This window comes from Colwellia sp. PAMC 20917, from assembly GCF_001767295.1.
In the GTDB taxonomy this organism is placed as follows: domain Bacteria; phylum Pseudomonadota; class Gammaproteobacteria; order Enterobacterales; family Alteromonadaceae; genus Colwellia_A.
In genome coordinates, this window is sequence record NZ_CP014944.1 from 1,315,790 (window position 1) to 1,339,855 (window position 24,066).

A 24,066-nucleotide genomic window follows, 5' to 3' on the forward strand; every position below is an offset into this window, starting at 1 on the left:
AAGCTGTTGCTCGCTAGAGCCATAAATATAAAAGCGTTTTCTTATTCAATTCATTACAGTGCGTGAAGTTATTCTATATATGTCAGTCTTTTACAAACACTTCGCAGTAAAACTACTTGGGTGTTGTATGGTTAAGCCTCACGGGCAATTAGTATCAGTTAGCTCAAGACCTCGCAGTCCTTACACACCTGACCTATCAACGTTGTAGTCTCCAACGACCCTTTAGGGAGCTTAAAGCTCCAGTGAGAACTCATCTCAAAGCCTGCTTCCCGCTTAGATGCTTTCAGCGGTTATCAGTTCCGAACGTAGCTACCGGGCAATGCTATTGGCATAACAACCCGAACACCAGCGGTTCGTCCACTCCGGTCCTCTCGTACTAGGAGCAGCCCTCTTCAATTCTCAAACGCCCACGGCAGATAGGGACCGAACTGTCTCACGACGTTCTAAACCCAGCTCGCGTACCACTTTAAATGGCGAACAGCCATACCCTTGGGACCGACTTCAGCCCCAGGATGTGATGAGCCGACATCGAGGTGCCAAACACCGCCGTCGATATGAACTCTTGGGCGGTATCAGCCTGTTATCCCCGGAGTACCTTTTATCCGTTGAGCGATGGCCCTTCCATACAGAACCACCGGATCACTATGACCTACTTTCGTACCTGCTCGACGTGTCTGTCTCGCAGTTAAGCTGGCTTATGCCATTGCACTAACCGTATGATGTCCGACCATACTTAGCCAACCTTCGTGCTCCTCCGTTACTCTTTGGGAGGAGACCGCCCCAGTCAAACTACCCACCAGACAGTGTCCCCAAGCCCGATAAGGGCCCTAGGTTAGAACATCACGCATACAAGGGTGGTATTTCAAGGTAGACTCCACTTCATCTGGCGACAAAGTTTCATAGTCTCCCACCTATCCTACACATGTAGGAGCAATGTTCACTGTCAAGCTATAGTAAAGGTTCACGGGGTCTTTCCGTCTAGCCGCGGGTATACGGCATCTTAACCGCAAATTCAATTTCACTGAGTCTCGGGTGGAGACAGTGTGGCCATGATTACGCCATTCGTGCAGGTCGGAACTTACCCGACAAGGAATTTCGCTACCTTAGGACCGTTATAGTTACGGCCGCCGTTTACCGGGGCTTCGATCATCAGCTTCGCTTGCGCTAACCGAATCAATTAACCTTCCGGCACCGGGCAGGCGTCACACCGTATACGTCATCTTTCGATTTTGCACAGTGCTGTGTTTTTAATAAACAGTTCCAGCCACCTGGTTACTTCGACTACTCTTAGCTTACACCGCAAGGGTTTAACCGAGAGTAGCGTACCTTCTCCCGAAGTTACGGTACTATTTTGCCTAGTTCCTTCACCCGAGTTCTCTCAAGCGCCTTAGTATTCTCTACCTAACCACCTGTGTCGGTTTGGGGTACGGTTCCTATATATCTGAAGCTTAGAAGCTTTTCCTGGAAGCATGGCATCAACAGCTTCAACTCCGTAGAGTCTCGTCTCGTATCTCAGTGTTGAATGAAAACCCGGATTTACCTAAGTTAACCACCTACGTACTTTCACACGGACTACCAACGCCGTGCCTGTTTAGCCTACTCCGTCCCTCCTTCGCAATATATAGAAGTACAGAAATATTAATCTGTTTCCCATCGACTACGCGTTTCCGCCTCGCCTTAGGGGCCGACTTACCCTGCCCTGATTAACATGGGACAGGAAACCTTGGTCTTTCGGCGGGGGAGTTTTTCACTCCCCTTATCGTTACTCATGTCAGCATTCGCACTTCTGATACCTCCAGCAAGCTTTACAACTCACCTTCAACGGCTTACAGAACGCTCCCCTACCACTCATAGTAAACTATGAATCCGCAGCTTCGGTGACTAGTTTAGCCCCGTTACATCTTCCGCGCAGACCGACTCGACTAGTGAGCTATTACGCTTTCTTTAAAGGATGGCTGCTTCTAAGCCAACCTCCTAGCTGTCTATGCCTTTCCACATCGTTTCCCACTTAACTAGTACTTTGGGACCTTAGCTGGCGGTCTGGGTTGTTTCCCTCTTCACAACGGACGTTAGCACCCGCAGTGTGTCTCCCGCATATCACTCATTGGTATTCGGAGTTTGCAAAGGGTTGGTAAGTCGGGATGACCCCCTAGCCTTAACAGTGCTCTACCCCCAATGGTGTTCGTGCGAGGCTCTACCTAAATAGATTTCGGGGAGAACCAGCTATCTCCCGGCTTGATTAGCCTTTCACTCCGACCCACAAGTCATCACCGCATTTTTCAACATACGTGTGTTCGGTCCTCCAGTTGATGTTACTCAACCTTCAACCTGCCCATGGGTAGATCGCCGGGTTTCGGGTCTATACCCTGCAACTAAACGCGCAGTTAACACTCGCTTTCGCTACGGCTCCCCTAATCGGTTAACCTTGCTACAGAATATAAGTCGCTGACCCATTATACAAAAGGTACGCAGTCACCGGACTAAATCCGGCTTCCACTGCTTGTACGTATGCGGTTTCAGGTTCTATTTCACTCCCCTCACAGGGGTTCTTTTCGCCTTTCCCTCACGGTACTGGTTCACTATCGGTCAGTTAGTAGTATTTAGCCTTGGAGGATGGTCCCCCCATATTCAGACAAAGTTTCACGTGCTCCGTCCTACTCGATTTCACTCAAAGGTTGCTTTTGTGTACGGGACTATCACCCTGTATCGTTGTACTTTCCAGTACATTCCACTAGCGCCCAATAAGCTTAAGGGCTGATTCGCGTTCGCTCGCCGCTACTAACGAAATCTCGGTTGATTTCTTTTCCTCAGGGTACTTAGATGTTTCAGTTCTCCTGGTTCGCTTCATTAAGCTATGTATTCACTTAATGATACTGACTTATGTCAGTGGGTTTCCCCATTCGGAAATCATTGGCTATAACGGTTTTTATCACCTCACCAATGCTTATCGCAGATTAACACGTCCTTCATCGCCTCTAACTGCCAAGGCATCCACCACATACGCTTAGTCACTTAACCATACAACCCTAAGTAGTCTTTCGACACGAAGTACACTGTGGAGACTAATCCACAGCAATTGTAAAGTCTGACATTTTCACGCACAAATAAATGTGTCTTGAATAAGATGTTTACTCTGAGTAAGAGCAAACAAATGTTGATTAACAGCTTTCGCTATTAATCGCTTTTGTAGATATTTATAAAATGTGCAAACTATTTAGAAGTAATGAGCGCGACACCCCTTACTAATGTTAGTTGCTTTATAAATACCTTATTTATATCAGCTTTCCAGATTGTTAAAGAACTCATTCTTAACGCGCATTCGGTTAAAAACGTGGTTTAAAAAACCAAATTAATATTCACTCACAAAACACTGAAACACGTTCAGCATGACGAAAGTAAACCTTAATTTGGTCTTTTCTTTAATGAAGAATCATAATGGTCTCCTATATTATAAATATAGGATGGTGGAGCTATGCAGGATCGAACTGCAGACCTCCTGCGTGCAAGGCAGGCGCTCTCCCAGCTGAGCTATAGCCCCATCGGGATTCTTCTAATTTGTTATCATGTAATTTGTGTAGACACTCGTGAAACCGAAGTTTCCATTAAACTGCTTTTACTTCAAGATAAGGAGGTGATCCAACCCCAGGTTCCCCTAGGGTTACCTTGTTACGACTTCACCCCAGTCATGAAACACAAAGTGGTGACCGTCCTCCCGAAGGTTAAACTAGCCACTTCTTTTGCATCCCACTCCCATGGTGTGACGGGCGGTGTGTACAAGGCCCGGGAACGTATTCACCGTAGCATTCTGATCTACGATTACTAGCGATTCCGACTTCATGGAGTCGAGTTGCAGACTCCAATCCGGACTACGACAAGCTTTGTGGGATTCGCTCCACCTCGCGGTATTGCTGCCCTCTGTACTTGCCATTGTAGCACGTGTGTAGCCCATCCCGTAAGGGCCATGATGACTTGACGTCGTCCCCACCTTCCTCCGGTTTATCACCGGCAGTCTCCTTAGAGTTCCCGCCATAACGCGCTGGCAAATAAGGATAGGGGTTGCGCTCGTTGCGGGACTTAACCCAACATTTCACAACACGAGCTGACGACAGCCATGCAGCACCTGTCTCACAGTTCCCGAAGGCACAAGTCTATCTCTAGTCTCTTCTGTGGATGTCAAGGGATGGTAAGGTTCTTCGCGTTGCATCGAATTAAACCACATGCTCCACCGCTTGTGCGGGCCCCCGTCAATTCATTTGAGTTTTAACCTTGCGGCCGTACTCCCCAGGCGGTCAACTTAATGCGTTAGCTCCGCTACCCACGGATCAAGTCCACAGACAGCTAGTTGACATCGTTTACGGCGTGGACTACCAGGGTATCTAATCCTGTTTGCTCCCCACGCTTTCGTGCCTCAGCGTCAGTATCTGTCCAGGTGGCCGCCTTCGCCACTGATGTTCCTTCCAATCTCTACGCATTTCACCGCTACACTGGAAATTCCACCACCCTCTACAGTACTCTAGTTTGCCAGTTCAAAATGCAGTTCCAAGGTTGAGCCCTGGGCTTTCACATCTTGCTTAACAAACCGCCTACGCACGCTTTACGCCCAGTAATTCCGATTAACGCTCGCACCCTCCGTATTACCGCGGCTGCTGGCACGGAGTTAGCCGGTGCTTCTTCTGTTGCTAACGTCACAGTGAGCAGCTATTAACTACCCACCTTTCCTCACAACTGAAAGTGCTTTACAACCCGAAGGCCTTCTTCACACACGCGGCATGGCTGCATCAGGCTTTCGCCCATTGTGCAATATTCCCCACTGCTGCCTCCCGTAGGAGTCTGGGCCGTGTCTCAGTCCCAGTGTGGCTGATCATCCTCTCAAACCAGCTAGAGATCGTCGCCTTGGTGAGCCATTACCTCACCAACTAGCTAATCTCACTTGGGCTAATCAAATGGCAAGAGGTTCCGAAGAATCCCCCTCTTTGGTCCGTAGACGTTATGCGGTATTAGCAGTCGTTTCCAACTGTTGTCCCCCACCATATGGCATATTCCCAAGCATTACTCACCCGTCCGCCGCTCGTCAGCAAAGTAGCAAGCTACTCTCTGTTACCGCTCGACTTGCATGTGTTAAGCCTGCCGCCAGCGTTCAATCTGAGCCATGATCAAACTCTTCAATTAAAAAATCGTTTGTGATGCTTAACCTAAGTTAAGACATCTGCTCAATGAATTCTGTCGTGTTACCAGCAACTCTTAAAAGAGATGCGATAACTACATAAAACGTACTAATCAAATTAATGATTAATACTTAATCTGTGTGACATCATTATTAAACTGTTTTACGTCTTTCCTTGCCTCTCGTTAGAGAATTAAGAACCGACTATGTAAAATCAATGTAATGTGAGTGTCCACACAAATTGCATGATAACTAATTGTTAAAGAACGTTAACTCAAAGAGTTAACCGAAACAAAATCTCATTCGCTTTGCTTCGTTGCTACAGGCCTTGCCTGAAGCGAGATGCGTATTCTACGCACTCTAGTTTCGATGTCAACGTTTTATTTAATTTAATTTGAAGTTCTTTTCGAAAATTCAAACCTTATCTATATAACGCTAAGTTAACTACTTTACTCTAAAGTGATGTAGATAACTTATCAAAACAGCTCTTTCGTAGTTCGTTTTGACTGAACCCCTTGGAACTGGAGCGCATTCTAGACATTTCTCGCTGGGCGTCAACCCTTTTTTGTAATAACTTTGAAATAAACGTTTGTTCGCTCGATTAACGTACAAACCGTATTTTTATTGTGGTTTAATCAAACAACTAATGCCTTTTGCTCACAAAGCTGGTGCTACAGACAGTTAATTACTGCTGTTATTTATCTTTCGAGTTATCAACCGTATTAAAGTCTTCATCTTTGTCATCACCGACGACATCTTCTAATTTTAACTTATTAACAGAGCGGATAGTCGTAAACGGCCCCGAGCAAGCATAGAAGCCAAAGACGATAAGTAAAACATTCTCAGGGCTAGAAGCGATAATGACGAAGGCGAGTACAATGAGCAAAACCACAAAAAAATTAACTTTCCCCTTCCAATCGACTTCTTTAAAACTGTTGTAACGAAAGTTACTGACCATCAATAATCCTGCAAGCATAGTAATAATGCCAACAACAATGCCATAGTCTTGGCCATTTATTTGATATTCTGCACCAACCCAGACCAAACTGGCAATAACTGCCGCGGCCGCGGGGCTTGCTAAACCTTGGAAAAAGCGGGCATCAGCAATACCAACCTGCGTATTAAACCGTGCTAAACGAAGTGCTGCACAGGCAACAAAGACAAAAGCGGCTAACCAACCAAATTTTCCATAACTCGATAACGCCCAATTATAGGCAACAAGTCCAGGGGCTATACCAAAAGAGACCATATCAGCCATACTGTCATATTCTGCACCAAATTCACTTTGTGTATTTGTCATCCGAGCAACGCGCCCATCTAAACCATCAAATATCATGGCAATAAATATTGCTACAGCTGCACTAATAAAGTGGCCATTCATTGAAGAAACTATGGCAAAAAAACCAGAAAACAGTCCTGCGGTCGTTAATAGGTTAGGTAATAGGTAAATACCTTTCGAAGGAGTACTGGTATTTGTTTTTTTATTATTCATTATTGTTACTACGCTTGTTTAAAAATATATAGGTATAGTTAATCAAATCTAACATAAAAAACTATCATGGGTATATTAGAGAGTAATAGCATAATAATTCCTCGTTATAATTTGTAAAGTCCCAATTGTATTGTTATATAAAGTATTAGGGCTTTTCTTTATATTGTTAATAGGTGATCAATGAGTTTTCGTATTCTGTTATTTGGGCTGATATTTTATTTTGGCTTTTGTTCGGCGAGTGAACTAATGGTCTATCGCTGGGTAGATGAAAACAATGTAGTTCATTTTAGTCAACATCAGCCTGTTGGTGATGAGTACACCCAGTTTTTAGTGTCGAATCAGTCAAGTGTAATCAGTCGAGCAGACATTATTACCAACCCGCTAGTTTCAGATGAAGAGGTAATTTCTCAACAAAATCAAGATGAGCTCATGGCAACTATAAATAGACCTGAGAAATGTCTAGAGGCACAAGAAAATATTGCCATGTTAATGGCTTTTGATAAGGTCCAATATACGGATGATAAGGGCGGTAAACAGATATTAACAAAAATAGAGAAACAACAGCAATTAGCGATAAACCAAAAACGCACAGAAGTTTACTGTGCGTCTTTAAGTGACATGCCCTAATACAAATTTGTTAGTGCGTAAAAACTAATTCACCGTCACTGACTTCAATACTTATCTCTGCCTTATTTTTAAAGGCTCCTGATAATATTTTCTGAGCTAATGGATTTTCAATCTTTTGTCTAATTACCCTTTTCAACGGTCTTGCTCCAAATAGAGGATCAAATCCAGCCAAAGAAATCAGCGCAAGTGCTTCTTGGCTAATTGATAGCTTAATATCTTGGTCTGCTAAACGATCTCTTAGACCGTCAATTTGTATTGCTGCTATTTTTTCTATCTGTTGTGATATTAATGGATGAAAAACAACTGTTTCATCAATGCGATTAATAAACTCAGGCTTAAAATGTAAGCTCACTTCTGACATCACCTTAGATTTCATTTCTTCATACTGGCCGTCATCGGCAAACTTTTGTATGTGATCAGAGCCAATATTAGAAGTCATAATGATAACAGTGTTTTTAAAATCAACAGTTCGCCCTTGGCCATCCGTTAAACGTCCATCATCGAGCACTTGTAATAATATATTAAAAACATCACTGTGCGCTTTTTCAATTTCATCAAGAAGGATAACAGAATAAGGTTTGCGTCGAACAGCTTCCGTTAAATAGCCCCCTTCTTCATACCCTACATATCCGGGAGGAGCACCCACTAATCGAGAAACTGAATGTTTTTCCATAAATTCAGACATATCAACACGAATAAGTGCATCTTCACTGTCAAAAAGATAATGGGCTAATGCTTTCGTAAGTTCGGTTTTACCCACACCAGTAGGACCTAAAAATAAAAACGATCCTATCGGCTGGCTTGGATCGGCAAGCCCAGCTCTTGAACGTCGGATAGCATTAGAAACACTGATAACCGCTTCGTTTTGTCCTATAACACGCTGATGTAAGTTATCCTCCATTTGCAGTAATTTATCGCATTCTTCTTCAAGCATCTTAGAAACAGGAATACCCGTTGCTCGACTTAATACATCAGCAATTTCAACTTCAGTGACTTTATTTTTTAATAACGTCATTTCTTGCATTTCGGCTTGGCTTGCTAAGTCGAGTTGTTTTTCTAATTCCGGTATTTTGCCATATTGTAGTTCTGACATTTGGTTAAGATCGCCCAATCGTCGGGCAGCCTCTAAGTCAAGTCGAGCTTGTTCTAGATCTGTTTTAATAGCCTGTGTACCATGTAAAGCAGCCTTTTCAGTTTTCCAAATTTCATCTAACTCATCAAAATTAGTCTGACAAACGCTCAGATCCAATGAAATCAGTCCTAAACGTTTTTTAGAAGCCTCATCTGAATCTTTCTCTAATGCCCGTTGTTCTAATTTCAGTTGAATGATGCGCCGCTCTAATCGGTCTAAGTCTTCTGGCTTAGAATCTATTTGCATACGAATACTAGAAGCCGCTTCATCGATAAGATCAATCGCTTTATCAGGTAATTGTCTATCACTGATATAACGATGTGACAAAGTAGCAGCGGCGACTATGGCTGGATCGGTAATATCAACACTGTGATGAAGTTCGTAACGCTCTTTTAAACCGCGCAATATGGCAATCGTATCTTCAACACTAGGCTCTTCGATTAATATTTTTTGAAAACGACGCTCTAAGGCCGCATCCTTTTCAATATATTGACGATACTCATCCAATGTTGTCGCGCCGACACAATGTAAATCACCACGGGCAAGAGCAGGTTTTAACATATTACCTGCATCCATCGCGCCGTCAGACTTACCTGCACCGACCATAGTATGAAGTTCATCAATAAATAAAATGACTTGCCCTTCTTCTTTGGCTAGCTCACTCAATACCGCCTTTAAACGTTCTTCAAATTCACCACGATATTTTGCGCCAGCAACCAAAGCCCCCATATCCAATGACAATACCCGCTTACCTTTTAACCCTTCAGGAACTTCGTGGTTAATGATACGTTGTGCTAACCCTTCGGCGATAGCTGTTTTACCAACACCTGGCTGACCAATTAATACCGGATTATTTTTCGTACGACGTTGTAAAACTTGTATCGTGCGACGTATTTCATCATCTCGGCCAATAACGGGATCTAGTTTACCCTGCTCGGCAAGCTCTGTTAGGTTCACCGTATATTTATCAAGTGCTTGTCGAACATCTTCAGCATTAGGCTCATCAACTTTTTGACCGCCACGCACATGTAATATTGCATCTTGAACACGTTGTTCACTTGCCCCAAGCGACTTTAATATTTGACCTAGCTTACCTTTGTCTTCAATAGCGGCAAGGATAAAAACATCAGAAGATATATACTTATCACCCATTTTTTGTGCGAACTTATCGCAGAGGTTAAGTAAGTTCCCCATAGCAGAAGAAAGTTGTACGTCGCCACCTGATCCAGAAACTTGCGCAAGTTGTTCTATAACCGTCTCTACTTGTGTTCGCAGTGAAAGAACATTAATTCCTGCACTTTTCAATAAGGGTATAATGCTACTCGCGTTCTGATTTAATAGCGCTAACATGATATGCACGGGTTCTATAAATTGATGATCCCGGCCTAGTGCTATTGACTGTGCGTCTGAAATAGCGACTTGAAATGCTTGGGTTAATCTGTCTAAACGCATGAGGCTCTCCTGCCTAACAAAGAAAAATATTCTTTTATACCTTATAGATAAGGATATAATTTAAATTTTTCAAGGAACAAAGTGAAAAGCTTTTGATTTGAAATAAGATTTAGTTTATTTATTTAAACTTATTGTCGACAAATGATGGAAACCATTCGTCCGGTAATGGTATCTCGTCGATAAGAGTAATACTGCCGTTCATTAGAATAGGTACAATGGTTTAAATGATGAACCTTATTAATACCAAGCGTATTTAGTTGGATTCTTGCTATCATTGCTAAATTGGCTAGGTATTTAGCTTTATGTTTTTCTAGCGCTAATGGTTCATTTATAGCTGTGAAAGCCGATACAAATTTTTCTGACTGACTTTCAAAGGCACACTTTACTTCTTGCCCTACTTCAAAAGCATATTCACCAATACAAGGCCCCAACCAAGCAATGATATTTTCATTGTCTGTTTTCATATTATTGACGGTATTGGTAATAATATTTTTAGCTAAGGGTTTCCAACCACCATGGATCGCAGCAATTTCACTGCCGTCTATCGCAGTTAATAATATCGGTAAACAATCAGCGGTCATCACGGCTAAAGCAATATTCTTCTGCCGAGTGATTATCGCATCAGCCACTAAAGGCGTTTTTGAATAAGATTCTATGGTCACAACTTTATTACCATGAACTTGTTCAAGCCATTGAATTTTTGTATTAAGCGGTAAGTATGCGAGTAACGAAGCTCTATTTTTGTTGACATTAACCAAGTCATCACCAACATGTTCGCCCAAGTTAAATTGGCCGTATACTGAAGAATAGCTGTGATTAAAGGATAACGATTTTTTTTGAGGATGGAGTCTTGTCGTAGTAAAAGCCAGTACATTTAGTACTGGCCATTCTATATTGTAGAGACTGTTATAAATAGTCGTCTGTTGCGTTGATTTTCGAATCTTCACGCAAAACATTTGTTAAATTAACCATGTCATCTGGAATAGGTGCATGCCAAGTCATTTCTTCACCCGTTATAGGGTGAAATAATGACAACATTGCCGCATGTAATGCTTGGCGCTTAAAACTACGCAATAAATCCCGCAAATCTTCTGTCGCATTTTTAGGAGGACGAGGACGACCACCGTAATTAGGATCTCCAATCAATGGATGGGTAATATGCGCCATATGAACACGAATTTGATGCGTACGACCCGTTTCAAGACGTAATCTTAAACGTGTGTGTAAACGGAATTTTTCCATTACACGATAATGCGTTACCGATGGACGTCCAAAAGGACTAACAGCCATGTGTGTTCTTTTGGTTGAATGGCGACCTATAGGTTCATCAACCATACCACCAGCTGTCATTAGACCATTAGCAATCGCTTCATATTCACGCGTTATTTCACGTTCTTGTATAGCATCGACTAAGTTTGTTTGCGCTGCAATTGTTTTAGCAATAACCATCAAACCCGTTGTATCTTTATCTAGTCTGTGGACGATGCCGGCACGAGGGACAACATCAAGCTGTGGGCAATGATACAATAAAGCATTAAGTACCGTGCCATCAGGATTACCTGCACCTGGGTGAACTACAAAACCAGCAGGTTTATTAATAACTATAATATCGTCATCTTCATAAACAATATTTAAAGGAATATTTTGTGGTTCAAATCGCACGTCGCCTTCAACTTCAGTTGATATTTTGATCACCTCCCCGCCAAACATTTTCTCGCGTGGTATTATCAAAATAGCGCCGTTTAAAGTAACGTGACCTGCTAAGATCCATTCTTTTATGCGAGAACGAGAATATTCAGGGAACATCTCAGCTAATGTTTGGTCGAATCGTTTACCTAAACAAGTTTCAGGAACCGTATCTGTATGTTGAATTATTTCAGCCATTAAAATTTCTATTTAACTCTCTATAAATTTACTATGAATTAGCGCTGTGCAAGGCAAGTATGCTAGGTTAGAATGCCAGTGTTTATTTTACCTCTTTGCTCTATTAATTACATTAAGTAATTTGCAAAGGGCGTATATTTATTTAACTAATACCTTTAACTAAAACAAAGTAGTGATAACAAAGTCTATGCAAAATTTGACAATAAAAATGATAATACTAGTGCTTTCATTAGGGCTAGCGGCGTGTTCATCATCAAACAAAACCGACATTGAAAAAGTACCAGACAAGTCAGCACAAGCATTGTTCACCGATGCTAGAACTGCGCTTGATAGTGGCTTATATCAACGAGCTATCCAAATTTTATCAGCAATTGACTCACGCTTTCCATTTGGTCCTATCTCTCATCAAGTGCAATTAGACTTAATTTACGCTTATTATAAGAGTGGTAATTCAGCTCAAGGTATTGCTTTGGCGGATCGTTTCCTGCGTTTAAATCCTGATCATGTCAATCTTGATTATGTTTATTACATGCGAGCGTTAATCAATATTTCAACTGAAGAGAATCTTTTTCAAGAGTTAGCAGGCATTGATCGTTCCGACAGAGATCCAACGGCTGCTCGCGAAGCATTCAAAGACTTTAAAACGATTTTGACTGAGCTACCGCAAAGTAAATATGCCGCTGATGCACGCAAACGTATGATTGGTATAAAGTCACGTTTAGCTAAGTATGAATTGACCGTCGCTCGTTTTTATATGAAACGTGATGCTTGGGCATCAGCAGCAAATCGTGGTAAGTACATTGTTGAATACTTCTCGCCTAGCCAGGAAGTGGAACAAGCCTTAGAGATTATGATTGAGTGTTACGACAAGTTAGACTTAATGGATTTAAAAATTAATGCGAAGCAAGTCTTAGCAGCAAATTATCCAAATAATAAGTTTTTAACTCGTTAAATTTTAACTGTTTGTCAGCATTGAAATAGAAGCTATAAAAATTTTCTTTATCAATGATAACGTTTAAATGATTAAAAAGCCCATTGAGATATAATACTCAATGGGCTTTTTTTATGATGAGATTAACTGATAAAATTAAATAGCGGCTTCATCTTCTTCACCCGTACGGATTCTGATCACCCGCTCAACATCAGTGATAAATATTTTTCCATCACCAATTTTACCGGTTTGCGCTGTTTCTATAATAGCATTAACACAACGCTCAACTTGTTCTGTGGTGACAACAATTTCTAATTTTACTTTCGGTAAGAAATCGACCATATATTCTGCACCACGATAAAGCTCAGTGTGCCCTTTTTGTCGGCCAAAACCTTTAACTTCTGAAACAGTCATACCTGTGATGCCAATTTCACTTAATGCTTCACGCACATCATCCATTTTGAATGGTTTGATAATTGCTTCTATTTTTTTCATTGTTGTTATCCATTAACCGCGAAATATACTTTGAATTGTACACAATTATATCAAATAAACCCAAGCGCTATATTTGTTGTAAGCCATTTAAATTTCAGATAGCAAACAAACTAGTTAATACCGGTTACCTATATATTGAAGTATCACAGGTATACGTTACACTAGGATAATTTAACTTATCGAATAACTATCAAAGGAAGTTGAATGGATCCGCAATTGATCATAAATGAAATGAGAGTTTTACCTCAAATAGATGCCGTGTTTGAGATAAAGCGCCGTATTGAATTTATCAAAAAAACACTTAAGACTGCCGGACTAAAAAATTTAGTGCTAGGCATTAGTGGTGGTGTCGACTCTTCTACCTGTGGACGTCTCGCACAACTTGCCATTGATGAGCTCAATGCTGAAGAAAGAATAGCTAATAATAATTCGACATCACCCTATCAATTTATTGCGGTTCGTTTACCTTATGGCGTGCAAGCAGATGAAGACGATGCCCAGCTCGCTTTGGACTTTATTCAACCGACACATAGTTTAGTAACCAATATTTTGAATGCAGTTAATGGCATTCACATTGAAACGCTTAACGCGCTTAACCAAGCAAATATCTTATCGGCAGACGATGCACAAATCGATTTTTCAAAAGGTAATGCCAAAGCTAGAAGCCGAATGGTAACGCAATATCACATTGCAGGTATTGTTGGCGCACTTGTTTTAGGGACAGATCATTCCGCAGAAAACATCACCGGATTTTTTACTAAATGGGGTGATGGTGCCTGTGATTTAGCGCCTTTATTTGGTTTATCTAAACGCCAAGTACGGTTGTTAGCAGAAAATTTAGGTGCGCCAGACTTATTAATTAATAAAGATCCAACCGCGGATCTTGAAGAATTGGATCCGGGAAAAACTGACGAAGATGCACTAGGTATGAGTTATGAACAGTTAGATGATTTCTTGGAAGGCAAACCAGTAGCAGCAGAGGTGCAAGCACTCATCATTAATATTTATCAAAAAACCCAACATAAGCGACTACCTATTCCAACAATTTACGATTAACTTTTAAGCGTTAAACTTGTAAATTTAACGTTAACAGCTATACCTAGTAATACATCTACTCTAGCCAACGGACGGCTTAATGTTATGTCATACTTATCGTTTAAAATAATGGGTTTCACTCTCATTGAAACCTTAATCACGCTAGCTATATTAATTATTCTTACCGCTATAGCTATTCCTACTTTTGCAGATTTAAGGATAAGAATACGTGTTGATAATGAGATCACAGCCTTACATCGGCTATTATTATTAACAAGAAATCATGCGGTTAATCAGGAACGTTTTGTTACTGTTTGTCCACTTACCCCTTCTGGTCAGTGCTCAAACGAATGGCATAAAACGCTGACTGTATTTTATGATGATAACAAGAACAAAGCGCTCGATGCCTCAAGTGCTGAAGTGATTATAAAAATAAAATTAGCCATAAAGTCAGGCGATAAATTACAGTATGCTCAAGGAAGAACAGCATTAATTTACGCACCCAGTGGACGGCTCGCTGTGTGGGGAGGTAATGGTACTTTCCGCTATTGTCCAAAATCACACAGTAATAAATCAAGAGGAATTATCATTTCAGGGGCTGGACGGTTTTATTTATCGAGCGACCAAAATATGGATGGAGCCGATGAAAATCGTAGCGGTCGAATCATTCGCTGTCACTAATCTATGACCACAAGCGCTTTTAAAAGGTATATAGCTTATTATCATTTCAATAATAACAAGCTCTGATATCGATAACAGCAACCTAGCGAAAGAGTGACTTAAGTGATATAACTTAATTATCTTGAAATATTCTCACACAGTTTTGAATATGATGTAATCCCCATAAGACTAACTAAGTGCTCTCATGGGTATAACAAGAAATTAAGGCTTATATTATGAAGTATGATTATTTGCAATCAAACAACAAGCGAGAGGGTTTTACACTCGTTGAATTGATGATAACTATCGCTATTGGAGCAACTTTAATGGCGATAGCGCTGCCAAATTTCAATAGTTTTTTAGTTGAAACACGCGTCGACAATGAAATTTCTCATTTACAAAGACTACTATTAACAGCAAGAAATACCGCCATAAACGCAGAACAATCGGTTACCTTGTGCCCACTTAATGCAAGTAATCGTTGTGATACTAATTGGCAAAACGAAGTCAGTGTTTTTATTGATATAGATGGCGATAAAACTTATGAGCCCGCCACTGACGAAAGAATCGTTGCAGTAAAGGCTAAGATAAAAACTAATGACAAACTTCAGTACGGCCAAGATAGCATTATATACCGACCTACAGGCAACATCACGGGTGGCGTTAGTGCTAGCCCATTTAAATATTGTCCAAAAGACTACCCGGCCAAGTCAAGAGGTATTACAGTAACTACCTCTGGACGTTCATACGTTACCTCTGACACAGATAGCGATGGCATTGATGAAGACCGCTCAGGCAATGAAATTACTTGCAGCTAAGTCTCCTCTTTAACGAGCAGTGTTTTCATCTAATTTTTTTGAAAGAGCATTGGAAAAATCATCATTTGATTTAACACATTCTTTTACTCGATGAACTTGCTGCTTTTGCTTTGAAAAGCCAGTCGCTATTTTTTTGCCGACTAACCAATCAGGATATTTTGCCAGTTTATTGGACCCAATAATGCCAAAATGAATAATGTCGTTACCGCCCATTAGTTCAACATGACATTTAATCTTAATTTTTGTCGATTTGTCTGTCGTCTTTGCCACGCTATCAATACTTATAAAAAGTAGACTTACAAAAAGTAGACTTACAAAAAGTAAGTTGAGCGCTAAGCAATGCTTAAATAAAAATTTCATCATATTACTCCCAGCAATTGGTTGATGTTGCAGCTTTCTTACCCGTATCAGTGATAGATAACGTTAAACAAGACGAGTCATTTGTCGCTTGCGTTCCTCTAGCCGATGCGGTCAATGTGTAAGTTCCCCCTACAACGGAAGCATCTATGCTATAAAACCCAGAATCCGTTATGTAAGGATCTGCAAGCGTACCTAATTTTTTCATATCTGTGGTATATGCTCGATGATCAATAAAATACTGTTCTTGCAAACTTGCTAAGCGCAATAATTCACGTTGACCCTCGCTACGATTTGCCCTTGAAATATTATCAATATATGACGGATAAGCAATCGAAGCTAGAATACCCACTACAGCAACCGATATCATTAGCTCAAGCAAAGTAAAACCTTTAACTCGCCCTTTATTTTCACTCACTATCATTAATTTGACTCCGTTACATAAAGGTATATTCTTGACGTTTCTAGGCTAACGCCTAACGGAATAATTTTCCCAGCTAATAGTTTTATCGTGGCAATCACTTCTGCTTCCTCTTCAACAGGCGGACAATCGCCTTCGCAAGGTTCTTGAGGCGCTTTTGGGTCTTTAGTAATAATAATTGAAGGAGTATCAGGAATGCCCGCCGCTATTTCCCATGTTCTCCAGTCATAGACAGTCGTGCCAAGCGCTAAGTCCACCGCATATAAAATACCAGAACCATCACTTAATTCACAACTGTCAGGATCTGCAGAGACCGCGGCAGGCGTAAATGAAGTGAAGTAAGCAACGCCATTAATAACAATGGCTGAGGCCGTATTTTTCTCACCATCACCAACGAAATCCATAAACCAACCTTTTTTATTACCAACGTTTATTTCGAGTGTCTGCAGATTTTCGGCAGTCAATGCCTGGCCAAACGGGTTGTTAGTGTAGTCATAAAGATCTGTCGCTAAAATAGCAACGGGTATTGCCAATTGTGGGTGCGTAGGTGAAGCAACAAATGATGTGGTTACAATATTGGCATCTTTAATCATGAAAAATTTATCGTCAGTATCATTGGCCGCAGGTGTTGAACGGTCGCCACTACCAATAAGTATCGCTTCGTAGGGTCTTTCCTGTTTTGTTACCACGGTTGAACTAATACCATTAGCATCAACTAATGTAGTTTCTATCGTGTCTGAAATATACGTTCTAGCAATTGAAGGTTCGCTAAAAAAACGGCGATCTGTCGCATGAGTTGTTCCACCCAACTCAGCTAATTTAAAAGCAGTCCACGGCGATGTTCCACTAAAGGGAGCATTGCCTGGCATATCAACACGCCAAAAATTTCCACCTGTATCGCCAAAATAAAGACGATCGGTTAAGCCATCAGAATCGCTGTCTAAGATAGCGAGGCTAGAAGGCACGCTATCAGTTATCTCAGTAAATTGAGTATTAGTCGCACTCGTTGCATCAGGGCTTAAACTCCATTTTAGTACACCTGTTTCTGCGTCGACCATATATACAGCTCGGCCTAAGGTATCATCTGCACCAACGGTTAAGTTATCTTTAGTTGTGTCATACCCGCCAGCAAAAAAAAGTACAGGTTTTGGTGTACCATTTACTATATTAAGCGCTGAAAACCCTATTTTAGGTTGCGACCATGATTGTCCTAAATGGCTAAATCCTGGTGAGCTTGCATCTAGATGCCACAATAACTTAGGAGTATCTGGGTCACTAACATCCATAGCATAATATGAAGAGCCACCACGACGTAAACCAAAAAATATCCACGCTTTATCTCCACTTGCGCTATCAATAGATCCATCACCATTGACGTCCAGTAAGTATGAAACGGCTGGGCTGTCTATGCCGTATGATTTACCTGATGACGTAAAGTTTTCACGTAAAGTTTTTATTTTTGAAAAAAATTCTTTAGGCATAAAAGCCCAATTTTCATCAACTGTTGCTCCATTATCGTCAAACATATGTAAAACGCCGGCATTGGTGCCAACGATTATGCGAATATCTTGATCATTACTTGCACCACCATAATTAATAACTAATGGTTTAGAGTGCAGTGGGTCACCAAAAACATCACTACGAATATCTGTGGTTGAACTATCGTTGTCTTCATCATCAACGTCAATTCCCTTGGCCCAATTGATCATGTTATCAATTTCATCAATTTCTGTAACCAATTCACTTGCTAGCGTCGCTTCGTCACCGTAGGATGTTGCGGCATTCGTTCGTGTTAGTGGCATTAAGGCACCATCAACCCCAATATCACTGACAATAACGCGCGTAGATTTAGTACGTAACATTTCAGCTACGCCACCTTTTTTAACATCGTTACCATCTGGATTGGTATCTGTGCTCCAAAAGGTTTTGGCATTTTTTGAAATATTGCCATTATCATCAATAGCACCAGCACCCGTTCTATCGACTTGCTGGCCATCGGTCACTTTAAGTTTTTTTAAATTTCCTTGCCACCTTGCACCATGATCAGGAACGAACATCGCATAATAAACTGAATCTAACGTTTCAGTTCTATCAAAATTATTTGAGGCAACCGAAGGAGCTGTAAAGCTAGTATTCACTTCCAAAATATTGGTTAATGCCGATTGAAGTGAAGCCAGTAAGGCACTGGGATCTTTAGCCGGGTAATATTGCCCCCCCCCAATTTTGCAGCTTCACGTAATAACGCTCCCGCATCATCAATAGCATCTTGGCCAAACCCTATAGTAAAGAGTGTTGATGATTGCACATCAGGTAAGGTGCTATGTAAATCATGGGTGTGCATCCAACCCGCAAGTGCCGCTAAATAGTTGTTAGTACCGTTAACGTTAAACGGTAGGCCGATATCAGGTAAGCTTTGAATATAAGTGTTAGCGGCAAGATCCCTAGTCGGCTCACCATCTGTAATCATAATCACATAAACTTCATTAGTACATGAATTAAAGGGTGATTGATAAACCCCCTCATCTTCAATTGAGGTATCTCTTGGCGGTGTATTACCACGATAAGTATTACCATCATAATTTGAATCATTATCACCAAAATCTACTGACATACCTCCAAAGTAGCGCGAAGCCTCATAAAGTGATTCACATAATGGCGTATTCGTTTCACCATCAATATCTAAATCAATAATATTTACTAATTCAGCGCGAGCTGCTGCGGTCATTTCTTGGATACCAAAAACAATTCTGCCACCATCGCGAACAAATTCGCCAGAATGATTATAATTAAAAACTTGTAAACCAAAATCAACAGAAGGTGCCGATTCAATTAAATCAGTAACCGTATCTTGTGCTATTTCTAAACGGGTGCGATTAACCTGCTCAAGCGTTTCACTGTTTGCCCAACGCAAATAGTTGTCGGTATAAAGTGTAACAACCTCACCCGACCAAATAACATTTGAATTATTGGCGTTTGCCGTATAATAAACAGGACTTTCTTTCGAACCCTCACCATCGATGGGAAAGCCATCGGGTAAATCAACGACAGAACCGTTATTTGTTTTTATACCTGCATTAACCTCAGGGTTTGCAGGCACTAAATTAACATCATCTTCGCAGTCAATTACCTCAATATTAGCGCCATTGTTATCGGGGATCTCTTGCCAACTTCCTGAGTTTCCTTGAAAAGCATATTCACGAATGTGTCCGGTATAAAAGCCAACAGATGCTAAACGTTCACGGGCAGTTGCACAGCTATTAATAGCATCAAGAAAACGGCGCCTTTCATGAGAACTATCGGGAACAAGGGAAGAAGAGCCATCAATGCCACCTCGAGTAAAATAAATAAATTTATCTGATAAGGAGTTATCGCTTCCAACCGCGGGGTAAACTGTATTAGGATCATAAGGTTCATCGACTGACTCTAAACTATTCATGCTGCCAGAATTATCAAAAATAATCAGTACTTGTGGTTTATTACCGGTACGCTGTGCTGCATCACCAATATACAGTTCGATATCTTCACTATAAGAAGCAAGAGATGTAAATATCAATGCGCTACATAATAATAATTTTTTCATGATCAATTCCCCACATTAAGTAGTTGTTGCGATACACCAGAATTAACTTCTATGGTGCTTTTGTTGGTGCGACCATACAGTCGAGTGACCTGCACTTTAAGTACATTACACTTAAATACCTGTACGGAAGAAGCTGCTCGAGAGTGGGGGCAATCGGCTGCAATCTTATACGGATTAGCCAGTGTAATTTCTGCACTGGTATTACTTGCACTACTCACTACGGGTGAGAGTGGAAATTTGGCGATTTCAGAAGCAAAAGCATTGGTTCCACTTATTTGCGTGACTTCTTTATAAATAACTTCATCAATAGTACTAACCGCTTCTTGGGTAGCAACCACCTTTTCTTCACTTGCTCCTGACATTTTCATATCAATAGTGGTATTTTGCATTAAAGCGGCAGCAACAGCGGTTAAAGCAATCAAAAAAACTAGTGAAACGATTAGCACAACACCGCTTTGTTTGTGACCTAGTTTTAAATTACCAGAATAAATTAAACAACGGTTTCTTATAACTTTTATGGCCATGAGTCGACCCTCGCATTGTAAAGTGTGATGGTAGAGCTAAATAATAAACGTCGATAATTATCCCCTTTACCTTCACCATCGATAAAGTTGATAGGAAGATCACCAAGCTGATAAGTGTTAAGATTTTCATAATCTCTGTCAGGCAAGATATTTCGCGCTAAGACAAAAATCTTTACGGCAAGTATCCGTACATTACTTTCATTATCCCAGTAAGCTGTTGTCATGTTATCTGCAGAAATAAAAGCATTGACGATACCGTTGTTGGTCGTATCTACACCGTACATAAAACGGATGTATTCAATGCCTTCAACGACCATATCAAGATTCATCACCGAAGCTTTATTTTGTAATCGACCTTGCACTAGAACCGGCACTTTATTGGTGCCTTGATTGTCTTCACGCACATAGTAAATGTGCTGCTGATATTCCCAGATCTGGCCCAAATTTAGTGTTGGTATGGCAGCGCCACCCGCAAATATCGCAGCCGTATTAGGGTTTGAAATGATATAGTAATTATCACTAGAAATATCGGCTAGCGCTGTCGTTGATGAAACAGCCCTTTTTAATTGCAATACATCGGAATTAATTTTAGCGTTGGTAATACAGCCCATTAAGTTGACATTGTTGACTCTTTTCCCCCACAAGGTTCTAAAATGGCCAATAGCTGCAGGAAAACTGGCATTATTTACGCCTTCACCAATACAATCACCAGAAACTGTTGATGGTAAAGGTGAACTTACCAAGCCACTTACATCGAGGTTTCCTGATAAGTCGCCCCAAAAGCTTTGTCGTAATAAGTCATCACTGAGTAAGCTAATCGCATACCTGCCATTTTCTTGTAACTCTCCATAACTGGTGGTCTCAACAGTGGTCGTTTTCATACCAACAAAAACACTTAATATACCTAACAGCAACATTAAACCTACCGCAAGCGATATAAATATTTCGATTAAACTAAAACCTCGTTGAGCATTAACCATTATCATCTCTTACTAAAAAAAATCAATATTATCTATAATTCGAAGCATTAACATCACGATGAACGTTAACAGTGATTGCTTTGCTTGCCTTAATATATAAAAGCTTCAACCGTAACTTGTCGACGTTTACTGGTACTTGTACCACAGGCGTTGGCCAGTGTTGCAGCTGCAGAACTATTGTTATCGGCGTCATAACCATCAGCCGTTGCGACTCTGCCCTGCCAGCTGATCACAACAGTAACTGCATTTTTATTATGATCAATACAACCGACAGCACCAACTAAGCCACCAGTATTTTTACCACCAGCAGTAACATCAGCGCCCATAAGTTTGACTTCCCATTCATACAAATCATTGGTTGTCATTTGTGCACTTGTACACAAAGAAGCAACTGAATTACACCTAACGTCAGCGTCAGGCGGAGTATTCAATGCTGCGCCATAAACACCTTGATAACTCTCTAAAGTAAGAATATCAGAATCATTACTGCGCATTCGTTCGATAATATCTTGAGCTAACGCAGAGGCTACAGAGCGTTGCATCGCATCAAAACTGCCTTTCTTAGCTGACGCCTGCATGGCAACCGCACCAAAAATACCCGTCACTAAAATAACTAAAGCGACTAAAACCTCTATTAGTGTCATGCCCTTTTGTATTTGGGCTGGTTTTCTTTTAGGATAACTCGTCCTAAGTGTGCTGTTACCCATGAGACTCCTTAATACACTGACAAAAATTGCTGACTACCCAGAAAAATAATGCTTTAAAATATAGAGTGAATGGGAGATAAATAAAAGAAACAGCATTGATGAGTATACTTTTAAGTGACAAACACAAAACAGACCCAAATAGAATTTTAAAGGCGAGGAGAAGCGAAACTAAGCGTAGCGCTAAGAATTCGATTGAGAACTTATATGTGTTAAAAATCACTAACGTGAACCGCATTAACTCATACCTTAAAAATCTATTATTGAATAGCCTATTTACATAGTGACTATTCAGAATAATAAGGTTAAGTCATGAAGATTGTTATTAAAATGCTTTAAATTTAAGCACTCATATAACGGATAAAATTACATTCAACCACTTAACCTGATATTTTAAGATTAGCGCAATTCTATAGGTACCGCAAATACTGTGTTCTCTTCACGGCCAGGATATTCGATAACCTCTTGACCACCAAAGTCTTTTAGTGCGTCAATAACTTGTTGGATAAGTATTGCGGGGGCAGAAGCGCCTGCAGTAACACCAATTTTATTAACATTTTCAAGCCATTGTGGTTGAATATCGGCAAAAGTATCAATCAGGTAGGAAGGTGTGCCCAACTTCTCAGAGAGTTCACGTAAGCGATTAGAGTTAGAGCTATTTTTGGCGCCAACAACTAACAGTAAATCAACTTGTGCAGAAATAGTGCGTACCGCGTCTTGACGATTTTGTGTTGCATAACAAATATCGTCCTTGCGGGGGCCTTTAATTAAAGCGAACTTATTTCTCAACGCGTCAATAACTTCTGACGTATCATCAATGGATAAAGTCGTTTGACTACAATAATACAATTGAGTAGGGTCTTTTACTTCAAGTGTTGCTACATCAGCAACAGACTCAACTAAATATATTCCCCCTTGCTCACTCTCATATTGTCCCATCGTACCCTCAACTTCAGGGTGTCCAGCGTGACCAATAAGAATGCATTCAATATTTTTACGACTGGTACGTGACACTTCCATATGTACTTTCGTCACTAACGGACAAGTAGCGTCAAATACTTTTAGACCACGGTCTTTAGCTTGTTTACGTACCGCTTTAGAGACGCCATGAGCACTAAAAATAACGGTATTATCGTCAGGAACTTCAAAAAGTTCATCAACAAATATCGCGCCGCGGTCTTTTAAGCCATCAACAACAAACTTGTTATGTACGACTTCGTGGCGTACATAAATGGGCGCACCAAATAAGTCTAACGCGCGGTCTACGATACTAATCGCTCGGTCTACGCCAGCACAAAAACCACGAGGGTTAGCTAAAATAATTTCCATAATTTGTTCCTGAGAGACTCAAAAGTCCTAAGAGTTAACGATTATAAAACTTCAACAACGTCAATAACAAATGTTACTGCTTGTCCCGCTAGCGGATGATTAAAGTCAATAGTGACCGATGTACCGATCACTTCTTTGACCATACCAGGTAACTCTATATTGCCAGGTTGTGTGAAAGTAATGATACTGCCCACTTCTGCTGGTACGTCACTACCAAATTTATCTGCATCAACGTAATGGAAATTATCTGGATTAGGTTCGCCAAAGGCATCTTTTGCTTCGAGGGTAAATTCTTTAGAATCTCCAGCGGCAAGGCCTAACAATTGCGCTTCAAAGGCAGGAGAAATACTGGCATCACCCATAATAATTTTAGCAGGCTTTTTGTTTACTTTGGTACTGTCTGCCGCTGAGCCATCAGATAATTTCATGGTAATATGAGCGATAACTTCAGATTTATCAGTAATTAACATTGTCATTTTAT

The 24,066-nt window shown here is 40.8% G+C and carries 19 protein-coding genes, 1 tRNA gene and 2 rRNA genes; 5 read left to right on the top strand and 17 right to left on the bottom strand.

Going from position 1 to position 24,066, the window contains the following annotated elements; translation table 11 throughout:
* Positions 1–127: 127 nt before the first annotated feature.
* From A3Q34_RS05605 to pssA, 4 genes are all read right to left on the bottom strand, one after another.
* A 23S ribosomal RNA gene (locus A3Q34_RS05605) occupies positions 128–3,018 on the bottom strand.
* A gap of 444 nt (positions 3,019–3,462) precedes the next feature.
* A tRNA-Ala gene (locus A3Q34_RS05610) sits at positions 3,463–3,538 on the bottom strand.
* 86 nt (positions 3,539–3,624) lie between these two features.
* Positions 3,625–5,169: ribosomal RNA gene (locus tag A3Q34_RS05615) — 16S ribosomal RNA — on the bottom strand.
* The 16S and 23S rRNA genes sit together here with 1 tRNA gene alongside, the layout of an rRNA operon.
* A gap of 689 nt (positions 5,170–5,858) precedes the next feature.
* The gene (gene pssA / locus A3Q34_RS05620; protein ID WP_070374466.1) at positions 5,859–6,656 is read right to left on the bottom strand and encodes a CDP-diacylglycerol--serine O-phosphatidyltransferase; all 798 of its coding nucleotides are present in this window, start codon (positions 6,654–6,656) and stop codon (positions 5,859–5,861) included.
* Between the two features lie 180 nt (positions 6,657–6,836).
* Here pssA and A3Q34_RS05625 point away from each other — a divergent pair, with 180 nt between their 5' ends.
* A complete protein-coding gene (locus A3Q34_RS05625) occupies positions 6,837–7,283 on the top strand; it encodes a DUF4124 domain-containing protein (protein ID WP_070374467.1) in 447 nt (148 codons plus the stop codon).
* Positions 7,284–7,293: 10 nt separating this feature from the next.
* Here A3Q34_RS05625 and clpB read toward each other — a convergent pair whose 3' ends face one another.
* The 3 genes from clpB to rluD form a co-directional block, all read right to left on the bottom strand.
* Positions 7,294–9,867 (bottom strand): ATP-dependent chaperone ClpB, encoded by a 2,574-nt coding sequence (gene clpB / locus A3Q34_RS05630; protein WP_070374468.1) that lies wholly within the window; start codon positions 9,865–9,867, stop codon positions 7,294–7,296.
* 128 nt (positions 9,868–9,995) lie between these two features.
* Positions 9,996–10,814 carry a peptidoglycan editing factor PgeF gene (pgeF, locus tag A3Q34_RS05635; protein WP_231907434.1) on the bottom strand — a complete coding sequence of 273 codons (819 nt, stop codon included), beginning with the start codon at positions 10,812–10,814 and terminating at the stop codon, positions 9,996–9,998.
* Positions 10,774–11,751, bottom strand: a complete 978-nt coding sequence (rluD, locus tag A3Q34_RS05640) for a 23S rRNA pseudouridine(1911/1915/1917) synthase RluD (RefSeq protein WP_070374469.1) — start codon at positions 11,749–11,751, stop codon at positions 10,774–10,776. The genes pgeF and rluD overlap by 41 nt, the downstream gene beginning before the upstream one ends.
* 187 nt (positions 11,752–11,938) lie before the next feature.
* Here rluD and A3Q34_RS05645 point away from each other — a divergent pair, with 187 nt between their 5' ends.
* Positions 11,939–12,703, top strand: a complete 765-nt coding sequence (locus A3Q34_RS05645; protein WP_070374470.1) for an outer membrane protein assembly factor BamD — start codon at positions 11,939–11,941, stop codon at positions 12,701–12,703.
* Between the two features lie 135 nt (positions 12,704–12,838).
* On the opposite strand, the gene glnB is transcribed toward A3Q34_RS05645, so the two are convergent.
* Positions 12,839–13,177 (bottom strand): nitrogen regulatory protein P-II, encoded by a 339-nt coding sequence (gene glnB / locus A3Q34_RS05650; RefSeq protein WP_070374471.1) that lies wholly within the window; start codon positions 13,175–13,177, stop codon positions 12,839–12,841.
* A gap of 204 nt (positions 13,178–13,381) precedes the next feature.
* Here glnB and nadE point away from each other — a divergent pair, with 204 nt between their 5' ends.
* The 3 genes from nadE (at position 13,382) to A3Q34_RS05665 (ending at position 15,690) form a co-directional block, all read left to right on the top strand.
* A complete protein-coding gene (gene nadE, locus A3Q34_RS05655; RefSeq protein WP_070374472.1) occupies positions 13,382–14,233 on the top strand; it encodes an ammonia-dependent NAD(+) synthetase in 852 nt (283 codons plus the stop codon).
* Between the two features lie 84 nt (positions 14,234–14,317).
* A complete protein-coding gene (locus tag A3Q34_RS05660) occupies positions 14,318–14,893 on the top strand; it encodes a GspH/FimT family protein (RefSeq protein WP_070374473.1) in 576 nt (191 codons plus the stop codon).
* Positions 14,894–15,108: 215 nt separating this feature from the next.
* Entirely contained in the window at positions 15,109–15,690 is a 582-nt protein-coding gene (locus tag A3Q34_RS05665) for a GspH/FimT family pseudopilin (RefSeq protein ID WP_070374474.1), read from the top strand.
* Between the two features lie 9 nt (positions 15,691–15,699).
* On the opposite strand, the gene A3Q34_RS05670 is transcribed toward A3Q34_RS05665, so the two are convergent.
* The 9 genes from A3Q34_RS05670 to fkpB form a co-directional block, all read right to left on the bottom strand.
* Positions 15,700–16,053 (bottom strand): TapY2 family type IVa secretion system protein, encoded by a 354-nt coding sequence (locus A3Q34_RS05670; protein ID WP_070374475.1) that lies wholly within the window; start codon positions 16,051–16,053, stop codon positions 15,700–15,702.
* A gap of 1 nt (position 16,054) precedes the next feature.
* Positions 16,055–16,471, bottom strand: a complete 417-nt coding sequence (locus A3Q34_RS05675; RefSeq protein ID WP_070374476.1) for a type IV pilin protein — start codon at positions 16,469–16,471, stop codon at positions 16,055–16,057.
* Entirely contained in the window at positions 16,471–18,606 is a 2,136-nt protein-coding gene (locus A3Q34_RS05680) for a pilus assembly protein (protein ID WP_157470835.1), read from the bottom strand. The genes A3Q34_RS05675 and A3Q34_RS05680 overlap by 1 nt, the downstream gene beginning before the upstream one ends.
* 14 nt (positions 18,607–18,620) lie before the next feature.
* Positions 18,621–20,048, bottom strand: a complete 1,428-nt coding sequence (locus A3Q34_RS05685; RefSeq protein ID WP_070374478.1) for a hypothetical protein — start codon at positions 20,046–20,048, stop codon at positions 18,621–18,623.
* Between the two features lie 2 nt (positions 20,049–20,050).
* Positions 20,051–20,572, bottom strand: coding sequence for a pilus assembly PilX family protein (locus tag A3Q34_RS05690; protein ID WP_070374479.1), 522 nt, complete (start codon positions 20,570–20,572; stop codon positions 20,051–20,053).
* Positions 20,563–21,552 carry a PilW family protein gene (locus A3Q34_RS05695; RefSeq protein WP_070374480.1) on the bottom strand — a complete coding sequence of 330 codons (990 nt, stop codon included), beginning with the start codon at positions 21,550–21,552 and terminating at the stop codon, positions 20,563–20,565. The genes A3Q34_RS05690 and A3Q34_RS05695 overlap by 10 nt, the downstream gene beginning before the upstream one ends.
* An 89-nt stretch (positions 21,553–21,641) precedes the next feature.
* Positions 21,642–22,259 carry a type IV pilus modification protein PilV gene (gene pilV / locus A3Q34_RS05700; RefSeq protein ID WP_070374481.1) on the bottom strand — a complete coding sequence of 206 codons (618 nt, stop codon included), beginning with the start codon at positions 22,257–22,259 and terminating at the stop codon, positions 21,642–21,644.
* 396 nt (positions 22,260–22,655) lie between these two features.
* Positions 22,656–23,585, bottom strand: a complete 930-nt coding sequence (gene ispH, locus A3Q34_RS05705) for a 4-hydroxy-3-methylbut-2-enyl diphosphate reductase (protein ID WP_070374482.1) — start codon at positions 23,583–23,585, stop codon at positions 22,656–22,658.
* 41 nt (positions 23,586–23,626) lie between these two features.
* Positions 23,627–24,061 carry an FKBP-type peptidyl-prolyl cis-trans isomerase gene (gene fkpB / locus A3Q34_RS05710; protein WP_070374483.1) on the bottom strand — a complete coding sequence of 145 codons (435 nt, stop codon included), beginning with the start codon at positions 24,059–24,061 and terminating at the stop codon, positions 23,627–23,629.
* Between the last annotated feature and the right edge of the window lie 5 nt (positions 24,062–24,066).